Here is a 9,240-nt window from a genome sequence, read left to right on the forward strand (position 1 = left end):
AATATTACTTTTACTAAAGTAATTGACTGGTTAAAATAAAATATTATTTCATTTCTTTACCTATTTCTCTGTTTAATTTTCAAAGACCAATTTGCTTTGTCATCATGTGACAACTTCTACTATAATACTAGGTTTTTTTTGTTTTGTCAACTACTTCTTTAAATAAATTTTCATTAAAATATTATTAAATTGTAATTAACGGTTAGTTTCATGTGCCACTCGTATGTGACGACAAAGAATATTCTATCATAAAAAAAAGATCATGAATTATGCACCTAAGTGCTCTAGATTGATTATCTTTATATTACTACATATATGTCTATATAATTCATTTTTTCGCATTCTGATACACATGGCTAAGTATTAGGAACGCATACTTATCTACAATTCCCCACCTCATTAAATTATTTCTTTACAATCATATATATACATAAATCCCCCCCTTTTGTTGAATTTAAATTCATCACAACTAAATATTACATCTATATTTATTCGTTTTTTACCTAAAACTATTATATAGTTTTGCAATTAGCTATAAATAATTATAACAACCAAAATTGCCCAATTTCTTAAACAAGCTATAAATCAGTGTATAACGATACTTGACTTTTCTATCTAGGTTATTATATTTTCAGATGCAATTCTTAAAATTTTACTAGCTACTTTATTGACGTTGTTAAGAACACATAAAAAAAACTTCCAGCCTCAACATTATTTACATCAAAATTCTTTAAAGTCATCGCTTTTTTAAACCGTTCTTTTAGTTCAGGCACCTTATCTTTTTCAATCAATTTTTCTAAAGAAGATAAATTTCCAGCTTTAATACTCTTGTCTGCAGCCAATACTTTTTCATCTATAGCAGTTCCAGAAGGTTTTAAACCTGTGAAAGCTGCGCCCTCTCCTGCTCTGTGAATCCTAACTAGATTTTCTAAGAAATACTTTTCAAAAAGCACCTTAGCTTCAGGACTTAGTTCTTTGACTTTCATAGTTTGAACAAACATTTGTGATATTTCCTTTTCATATTCAGGTTTAGCCCATTTTAACACATAGTTTACATTATTATTTTTCATTGCTTTTTTACCATCTGCCACAGTTGGACCATCCATCGTGTCACAATGAGCACTGGCAATTGTAGGTAGTGCTATAACAATAGTTAAAGCCATTAAAAGTGTTCCAAAAGTTTTTGATTTCTTGATTTTTTTCATATAAAAATACCTCCTAAAATGTAATTTATTACTCAACTTAAAGTTTTCCTTCAATGTTTAGTTGAGCCTATTTATATTTTAGGAAATATTCTTAAACTACTTAGGAACTATTTGTGAACTTTTCTGTCCAATGCCTTTCTCACTAATTATTAAGCTAAAACTAAAAATAGAGCCTTCACCTACTTCACTTTCTGCCCAAGCTCTCCCACCTAAAATCCCCATAATCTTCTTTACGAGCGAGAGTTCAAGCCCGGAACCCTCCTTCGATAATTGTCTTGTTTCATTTATTTTGTAAAATCTACCCCATATCTTAGCAATTTCTACTGAAGAAATGCCTACCCCCGTATCAATAACATGTACATAAACTTGGTTTTTATATTGTTCCGCTTTTACTGCTATTCTTCCTCCACTTGACGTAAAACGAACTGCATTTGTAATATAATTAATGATTACCTGATCTATCAAATCCTCATCCCCTAAGACTTTCGGTAGATCCGTCGGCACATCTACTAATACTTGTATCTCCTGATCCTCAATTAGTGGCCTCAATTTCATAACATTTCTATGTATAATTTCTAAAATATTTAAATCCTTTTCATTAATCTTAATTTGACCAGATTCAATTCGTGATAAATCTAAAAGTCCATTTACCAATCTATGCATTCTAAGCGTTTCCTTTAATATAATCCTAAGATGTTTTCTTTCTTGCTCCTTGTTATTTGTTACACCATCAAGGATAGCTTCTAAATATCCTCGCACTGAAGTTAATGGTGTACGAAGCTCATGAGAGGCATTAGCAACAAATTGCCTCTGCATCTTTTCAATCTTAATCATTTTATTTTTCTCATCTTCTAAATCTTTCATTGTCTTATCTAGAGTTATCATCATATAATTAAATGTCTCTGCTAAATTGCCAATTTCATCTTGAGAATATACTTTAGCTTTTTTAGAAAAATTACCTTTAGACATTTCTAAAGAAATTGAAGTTATTTCTTTTATTGGTTTTACTATGGACATTGATATAAAATAACTTACAAAAACCGAAATAAAAATGGCAATAACTCCAGCAAAAATAACAATCTTAAAAGCTTCCATAATACTATTAATAATATTAGACAGTGGATTACAAACAAAAATAGCCCCTTCAACCTTATCTCCCACATATATTGGCAATGCCACTGAAAGAACAGGTTCATCCACATATTTTATTATTCCCTTGTTATAAACAATTTCTCCTTTAAGAGCTCTTTTCACTTGATTAACGCTTGGACATATATTGTCAGCATGGGTTAACTCATGAGATCCGCTGATAATTGTACCGTTCTTATTTAATATCCACATATTGCTAATATTAACCTTATTAAAGGTATCTACTAGTTCATTTACTTTACCTAAGTCCTTATTTTTAATATAAGAACTTAGTACATTAGACAGTTCTTTGCCTTGAGTAAGAATTTGCTTTTCTTTTACTCTAAAATAGTATTGACTAAAAAATATGTAGAAAAATAGGCTTGCTATTACAATACTAAGAAGCGTAACTAAAATATAGGTTCCTAACGGTAACCTATGTTACTTACTTTAATTATTATTGAGGGAACGAATTAATATTACCTGTCTCTGTTCTTTTACTCATATTTTCATAAATATCTATAAACCTTTGAACATTATCTCTAAAAATAAGTCCATGAGATGGTGCTATCATCTTTATATCTAAATCTCTTATTTTTTCAATCATATTCTGAATATATCTTCTATCTGGGTGCATTATCAACTTATAATAGCCAATATAATCATCATTAATATCTTCTTTTGCCATATCATTAAAATACTCCTAGTTTGCTACATATGTACTAAAGATATCTCAAGTGAATAAAGTTTTATCATCTATGCAATAAGTTATCATAGCCTCCTGAATATGTAGATAAAATATTTCTATGAATTTAAGGGTCTTGCCTCCTATATCAAGAGTATCCCCATCATCTACAACTAGAACATGTCTTTGCTTTCCTATGCCTCAATTCTATATTTATTTAAGTTATAGAAATATGATTTAATCGAGTAGGAGCTAAATAATTAGTTTATTTAGCGACCTCTCACACCACCGTGCATACCGTTCGGTACACTGCGGTTCAATAGAAATTAATATTTTAATAAATATGTTTCAGATATAGAAACAAATCCTATATTTTCAAGGTATTTATTGGTCAATATTTTGTTTAATATAGAGCTATTGGATGTTCTCCAATAGCTTTTCCTTGTGTTTGCATATTGCCAAGCTTTATTATTGTTCATACCTACCTTAACAAGGTTGCCATATTTTGTTTTAATCTTTTTCCATTGTTTCCAAAAATACATTCTAATTCATCGCCTTAACCATTCATCAAGTGTCTTAAGAATACTTTTACTGTCTGCAATAGTGAGCTCTACTTCTTGTTTAAAGTACAGTTTAAGTAGCATTTGTGCAATTCGATCCTCAACAGTTGGTATCCCTAGTAATCTAGTTCCTCCACTTTTCTTTGGATTTGCAACTGCTTTTATTTCCATTACAGAAGTTTCTTAACTACTACGACTCAATCTACCCCTATGCTTTCATTGATACTCTTTTCTCACAGTTCTTCTGCTTGATATACTCTCTTAACATCAAGCCGTAGTTCTCACATTCCGTACAAATGCCTGTACTAAATTCATGCCACCTTTATGCCGTTCACCGCCTAGACAGTAATCAGGTTTTCTTTAGACTTATCCCAAATTAACGACTACCCTCTGGTTTTGGTGAAATTTCTACGCTTTCGACATTTTCGTAACTGCTTCACATGCTCGTTCATCTCTTTAGTACATACTTGACAAATTTAATAACTCTGCCTTTTCCTTAACGCTCAATACCATAACTTTTGATTACATCACCTTAATTCTTGTCCATGTTCTTTTAGGTAATCTAGAAGTTCATCTACTATCAACCCATCAATTCCATGACTGCCTTTATTGGCCTTTACTCTTTTATATGCTTTATTGATAGTATCTCTAGACAATACTTGCTCAAGTAAATCATTACCGTATCTATTCACATCATTTCTTCCTTCTTCAGACATAGTAGAGATACTATGCACTTTACGTTACCTTTAAAGTTCCACTCTATTCTCTCGTAGAAATCCTTCTTTATGAAGTTGTCTGCTTTCATCATATTTCTTCGTATCTTTCAAAATTTCAAAACCTCCTATTATTCAGTCCTTCCCACGCTAACGTGCTGCGCATGGTACTATGACATCCGCTGACTTCTGATATCTCAGTCATACATCAATGTATGGTTTGTTGTCTCTAAATTCATATCCACAACTTATCTATCAGATCTCCCCTGGTAAGAACACAATCTTTCACTCCATCTATCTGCTACATTTACATCGCCTATTTCGAATAGTTTTGGGCTTCGTTTTGTATTGCAAACTTACCCACAATCATATGACTTTTATGTAGTTTCTGTTCGTCAGACCTGAGTTTGACCGAAGACTTCCTTCAGATTATCCCACTACTCAGATAATCTAAATTATCCGAGTTAAACAATTATTCTAATAAAATTCAAAATGCGCTCTAATCAAACGCATTAGAAAAAAATAGCTCGGATAATCTTTCTATAATAATTCTATCGTATAATACTATTATGCCAGGCGAAACTATATAAAGATGATCTTATTATTAGAGATCAATCTTATTTTACGAAAGGAATTATAATGAAAAATCAAAATCCAAAAATTAATTTATCAGAGTTAATGAGTAAATTGCTCACGCAGTTACATTCGCAGAATTATAGTCAATCAACATTAGCGTGCTATAAGAGTGTTTTAAACAAAATTACTCGATATATGCAATCTAACGATGAAAATAACTATACAAAAGAGATTTGTTCGCATTTTCTTCAAAAGTGGTGGCAACAGAATAATCCGTCATCAAGTTGGTACAATCATGTAAAGACAGTCATTAATCGTTTAAATGATATCTTAGATGAAAAACCATATGTTCGTATGCATTCTTCGAAAGAGTTGATATATTCTGTTGTTTTAAGTTCCCATCTAGATGATTATTTGTCATTTATGCAAAAGCATGGAAACAGAGAATCAACTATAAATGTACGACGGGTATACTGTACTCAGTTTCTTTGTTCGCTTGAATCACAAGGGCTTAGATCTATAGGTGAATTGCAGCCCATTCATATTTATGATGCATTCATTTCAACTTTATCCAAAGAAGGCTTTTGTGAAAAAATTCCGTTTTTTTTGAATTATCTTTTCAGTCAACATATATTAGATAAAAACTATTCTACTCTTGTTCCAAAATATGCAACGCCCCAAATATTGCCTACAGTATATACTAATGAAGAAATAGAATGTCTTCTTAATGCCGTAAATCAATCAACTCTGATTGGTAAAAGAGATTATGCAATTCTGATGATTGCATCACGTTTAGGGCTACGTGCTTCTGATATCTGTAATCTTTCATTTAAAAATATTCATTATGATACCGATACTATTGAAATAGTTCAAATAAAGACTGGTACATTGCAGATTTTACCTCTTTTACCTCAAATCAAAATAGCATTAAATAGCTATCTGTTAGAAAGAAAAGCTTTAAATGGAAACCGATACATATTTTTACGTAATTTTGCACCATTTCTGCCACTATCAAGATCAGCCATATGGTCCATTACTAATAAATATTTTAATTTATCTAGCGTTGATACCACTTCAAAAAAACATGGTCCTCATTCACTTCGTTCAAGTTTTGCTAGTTCTATGATTACAGAAAATGTTCCATACAGTGTCGTCCAAAAAATCTTAGGGCATGAAGACCCTAATTCTACAAAGTATTATGCCAAAATAGATATTGAACATTTACGTGTGTATGCATTGGAAGTCCCTGAACCGGCCGGAGGCTTCGCTCGATATCTAGATAGAACTGGAAGGATTAAATAATGCTATTCAAGAGTGCTCTTTCAGAAGAGTTTAATAAATATCTTCAGATCCGTGCTTCAGCTGGGAAATATATTAAGCATGCTAAATATATTCTACTAAATTTAGATACCTTCTTACATCAATTCAATAGTTTAGAAAAAGAATTATCTGAAGAAACTTTGATTTCATGGTGCAAAACTTTTACGTGCAAATCATCCACTAAAAAGAGAAAAGTGTTAGTCATCAGAGATTTTGCTAAGTATCTTAGTTCATTAGGCTACACAGCATTTATACCTGAGATTCCACGTGCTTCATCAGACTATGTTCCATATATTTTTTCGGAAAAAGAATGGTTACGTATCATTGATGCATGTGATAATCTATCATGTGGTAACACCTGTTCAAATACGCCTATTGAATTTCCTCTACTTGTTAGAATGTTATACGGATGTGGCCTACGGCTTAATGAAGCTCTTTCCCTACAGATGAAAGATATTAATCTTGATGATGGGATACTAATAATCAGGCAAGCCAAACGAAACAGGCAACGTCTTGTACCAATGAGTAAATCTTTAACTATAATATGTCGCAAATACTGCCAACGTATGTTGTGTCTTGTTCATAATGAATATAGTTTTGTGTTTTTTAATTATTACAATAATCATTACAGTATTAGTTGGGCCGAACGATGGTTTAGAATCATACTTGAGCAGGCCGCAATTGTATATGAAAGATCCGATAAGCATGATCGAGGACCATGTTTGCACTGCCTACGGCATACTTTTACATTTAGTTCTTTCGCAAAGGCGGAAATAGATGGATGTACTTTGGATGATTCGGTACCTTTCTTGTCCACATATCTTGGACATGAAAATATTACTGAAACAGATAAATATCTTAAATTCAGTTATGAACTGTATCCATATGCACACAAACGTATTAGCCAATATACGGTCAATGTATTTCCGGATGTAACTGAGGAATGAAAAAGACATCAGACTTATTACAGACCTTATCGAGATACTTTGATGTATATTTACCAATAACAAAGGGATTAAGTATTAATACTATCCGTTCATATCAATATGCATTTCAACTGCTATTTGAATATATTTATTCCCATAAAAACTTGTCTCCCGAGAGGGTATATTTTCATGATTTAGAGGGTGAAACGATAGAAGAGTTTCTAGCATGGTTGGAAACAAAACGAAACTGCAGTGCATCAACAAGAAATCAACGCCTTGCCGCTATATCGTCGTTTTCAAAATATGCTCTAAACAAGAATTTTTCGTCTGCACTTATATTTAATACGACAGTATTAAACATTCCTCAGAAGAAAAAGCCTAAGAAATATCCCTCTTATTTCAAACTTGAAGAAGTTTCGATTTTACTAAAGATGCCAGATACAATAACAGACATTGAAAAACGCGATAGAGTGCTGCTAAGTGTACTGTATGCGAGTGGTGCGCGAGGTCAGAAATTATGCGATCTAACAGTAAATGATATCCGTTTTGACAGCAAAACATCTTTACGTTTAATTGGAAAGGGGCATAAAGCACGCACAATTACAATACCGGATAACTGTGCTAAGCCTCTTAAAAATCACCTAAAACGTAATAAGCTAGATACTGAAATGCAACGAAGCCATCATGTATTCTCAAGCCAAACACATGAACATATGACAATCTCATGTGTTGAAAGTATTGTTAAAAAGTATGTTTCAAAAGCAAATATTGAGTGGCCATATCTTTTTCTTGAAAGACACTATTCACCACATAGTTTTCGTCATTCCATCGCTGTTCATATGTTAGAATCAGGAATTCCATTACCAGTAATAAAGAATTTTTTGGGCCACTCATCAATTGAAACAACCATGATTTATGCAACAGTAAGTGAAGATTTAGTCAATAAGTATTTACGTAATCGAGACTTTCTAAATGAAACAGTAGTAAATGATGATGGAATAGATTCCTCAATCAAATTAACACTTCTGTTCTTGGAAAAAGTTATGAAAATGAAGTAATTTCAAATGGAAGTATATGATTATCCGAGTAGTTTTTATTGAAGTTTCCTGTTGGCAATCATATCTAAACATTACTTGGATAATCGTATTACTCGGATAATTCATATTCCACCTCACGGTGGACACCCTTGTCTTAACCTATGCACTTGGCACTATTAACCCGTGCTAAGGACTTTCACCCATTATATTGCGCCCATGCCGAGCGCACAATTAAAAAGGTATGCTACAGCTGTAGCATACCTTTTTTACTAATCAATTCTTATTGTATAGTTTATGTATTTTCTGAGCCTGTTTTAGAGAGTTTTAACAGGTCAAGAATTCTTAAAAATATTATATTGATGTTAACAAAGATAAAATCAAAAATTTACTTACCATTGATGAGTATTTTTTATATTTTCATCATCTGTTTTTTTCAATATCTTCTTTATAACTATGACAATTTTCAATATTATTATATCTACAAAAATTTATTTTATCCTCAGATTAAAATACACCATTAATATTCTCCAAAGGAGCCAATAATTATTCCTACTATATTATATTACCGCAGAATAAAACCACTAAGTTAAACTTAGTGGTTTTTTATAACCTGACGACACCTACTCTTCCACAAGGTTCCCCCTGTAGCACCTGGTTACATTGAATCTTAACCGACATGTCCGGTATGGGAACAAGTGTTACCTTCAAGCCATAATCACCAGATGAGAATATAAATATTCTCTGAAAATTGAGCTTCATTTAATTTTGGGCAAAATAAAAACACTAAGTAAACTTAGTGTTTTTTATAACCTGGCGACAACCTACTCTTCCACAAGGTTACCCCTGCAGTACCATCGGCGCATTGAAGCTTAACCTTCGTGTTCGGTATGGGAACGGGTGTTACCTTCAGGCCATAATCACCAGATGAGAATATAAATATTCTCTGAAAATTGCACAGTGAATTCGCATTATCTTATTATTATCTTGGTCAAGCCCTCGACTTATTAGTATTAGTCAGCTGAACATGTTACCATGCTTACACCTCTAACCTATCAACCTGGTGGTCTTCCAGGAGTCTTACTTACACCGC

General features: G+C 32.3%; 8 protein-coding genes, 3 rRNA genes and 1 pseudogene. 3 read left to right on the plus strand and 9 right to left on the minus strand.

Annotation, left to right across the window (positions count from 1 at the left end):
• Positions 1 to 659 precede the first annotated feature (659 nt).
• The 6 genes and pseudogenes from KPL37_RS18370 to KPL37_RS18395 form a co-directional block, all read right to left on the minus strand.
• Positions 660 to 1,205: a DUF6448 family protein gene (locus KPL37_RS18370; protein ID WP_216151531.1), complete on the minus strand. Its 546-nt coding sequence runs from the start codon at positions 1,203 to 1,205 to the stop codon at positions 660 to 662.
• Between the two features lie 96 nt (positions 1,206 to 1,301).
• Positions 1,302 to 2,546, minus strand: coding sequence for a HAMP domain-containing sensor histidine kinase (locus KPL37_RS18375; protein WP_216151532.1), 1,245 nt, complete (start codon positions 2,544 to 2,546; stop codon positions 1,302 to 1,304).
• Between the two features lie 277 nt (positions 2,547 to 2,823).
• Positions 2,824 to 3,204 (minus strand): annotated as a pseudogene (locus KPL37_RS20450) (oxygen-binding di-iron domain-containing protein); the annotation flags it as partial.
• Positions 3,205 to 3,344: 140 nt separating this feature from the next.
• Positions 3,345 to 3,560, minus strand: a complete 216-nt coding sequence (locus tag KPL37_RS18385) for a hypothetical protein (RefSeq protein WP_216151533.1) — start codon at positions 3,558 to 3,560, stop codon at positions 3,345 to 3,347.
• A gap of 6 nt (positions 3,561 to 3,566) precedes the next feature.
• Positions 3,567 to 3,749 carry a hypothetical protein gene (locus tag KPL37_RS18390; protein WP_216151534.1) on the minus strand — a complete coding sequence of 61 codons (183 nt, stop codon included), beginning with the start codon at positions 3,747 to 3,749 and terminating at the stop codon, positions 3,567 to 3,569.
• A gap of 356 nt (positions 3,750 to 4,105) precedes the next feature.
• Positions 4,106 to 4,294, minus strand: coding sequence for a hypothetical protein (locus KPL37_RS18395; RefSeq protein ID WP_216151535.1), 189 nt, complete (start codon positions 4,292 to 4,294; stop codon positions 4,106 to 4,108).
• A gap of 636 nt (positions 4,295 to 4,930) precedes the next feature.
• Between KPL37_RS18395 and KPL37_RS18400 the strand changes: the two genes are divergently transcribed.
• From KPL37_RS18400 to KPL37_RS18410, 3 genes are read left to right on the plus strand one after another with little or no spacing between them, the layout of a single operon-like run.
• Positions 4,931 to 6,169, plus strand: a complete 1,239-nt coding sequence (locus tag KPL37_RS18400) for a tyrosine-type recombinase/integrase (protein ID WP_216151536.1) — start codon at positions 4,931 to 4,933, stop codon at positions 6,167 to 6,169.
• Positions 6,169 to 7,134 carry a tyrosine-type recombinase/integrase gene (locus tag KPL37_RS18405; RefSeq protein WP_216151537.1) on the plus strand — a complete coding sequence of 322 codons (966 nt, stop codon included), beginning with the start codon at positions 6,169 to 6,171 and terminating at the stop codon, positions 7,132 to 7,134. Before KPL37_RS18400 ends, KPL37_RS18405 begins: the two co-directional genes overlap by 1 nt.
• Positions 7,131 to 8,171: a tyrosine-type recombinase/integrase gene (locus KPL37_RS18410; RefSeq protein WP_216151538.1), complete on the plus strand. Its 1,041-nt coding sequence runs from the start codon at positions 7,131 to 7,133 to the stop codon at positions 8,169 to 8,171. The genes KPL37_RS18405 and KPL37_RS18410 overlap by 4 nt, the downstream gene beginning before the upstream one ends.
• Positions 8,172 to 8,758: 587 nt before the next feature.
• Here KPL37_RS18410 and rrf (KPL37_RS18415) read toward each other — a convergent pair.
• The 3 genes from rrf (KPL37_RS18415) to KPL37_RS18425 all read right to left on the minus strand — a co-directional run.
• A 5S ribosomal RNA gene (gene rrf, locus KPL37_RS18415) occupies positions 8,759 to 8,873 on the minus strand.
• Between the two features lie 85 nt (positions 8,874 to 8,958).
• Positions 8,959 to 9,075 (minus strand): 5S ribosomal RNA (rrf, locus tag KPL37_RS18420).
• 59 nt (positions 9,076 to 9,134) lie between these two features.
• Positions 9,135 to 9,240: ribosomal RNA gene (locus KPL37_RS18425) — 23S ribosomal RNA — on the minus strand; the annotation flags it as partial.

Source organism: Clostridium frigoris, assembly GCF_018861865.1.
Taxonomy (GTDB): Bacteria; Bacillota; Clostridia; order Clostridiales; family Clostridiaceae; genus Clostridium_AD; species Clostridium_AD frigoris.

What these genes read in the sequence shown, in the direction of transcription:
- KPL37_RS18395 (WP_216151535.1), bottom strand. Translation starts at nt 4,294, where the DNA reads ATGTCTGAAGAAGGAAGAAATGATGTGAATAGATACGGTAATGATTTA.
- KPL37_RS18390 (WP_216151534.1), bottom strand. Translation starts at nt 3,749, where the DNA reads ATGGAAATAAAAGCAGTTGCAAATCCAAAGAAAAGTGGAGGAACTAGA.
- KPL37_RS18375 (WP_216151532.1), bottom strand. Translation starts at nt 2,546, where the DNA reads ATGTGGATATTAAATAAGAACGGTACAATTATCAGCGGATCTCATGAG.
- KPL37_RS18385 (WP_216151533.1), bottom strand. Translation starts at nt 3,560, where the DNA reads ATGTATTTTTGGAAACAATGGAAAAAGATTAAAACAAAATATGGCAAC.
- KPL37_RS18370 (WP_216151531.1), bottom strand. Translation starts at nt 1,205, where the DNA reads ATGAAAAAAATCAAGAAATCAAAAACTTTTGGAACACTTTTAATGGCT.
- KPL37_RS18410 (WP_216151538.1), top strand. Translation starts at nt 7,131, where the DNA reads ATGAAAAAGACATCAGACTTATTACAGACCTTATCGAGATACTTTGAT.
- KPL37_RS18405 (WP_216151537.1), top strand. Translation starts at nt 6,169, where the DNA reads ATGCTATTCAAGAGTGCTCTTTCAGAAGAGTTTAATAAATATCTTCAG.
- KPL37_RS18400 (WP_216151536.1), top strand. Translation starts at nt 4,931, where the DNA reads ATGAAAAATCAAAATCCAAAAATTAATTTATCAGAGTTAATGAGTAAA.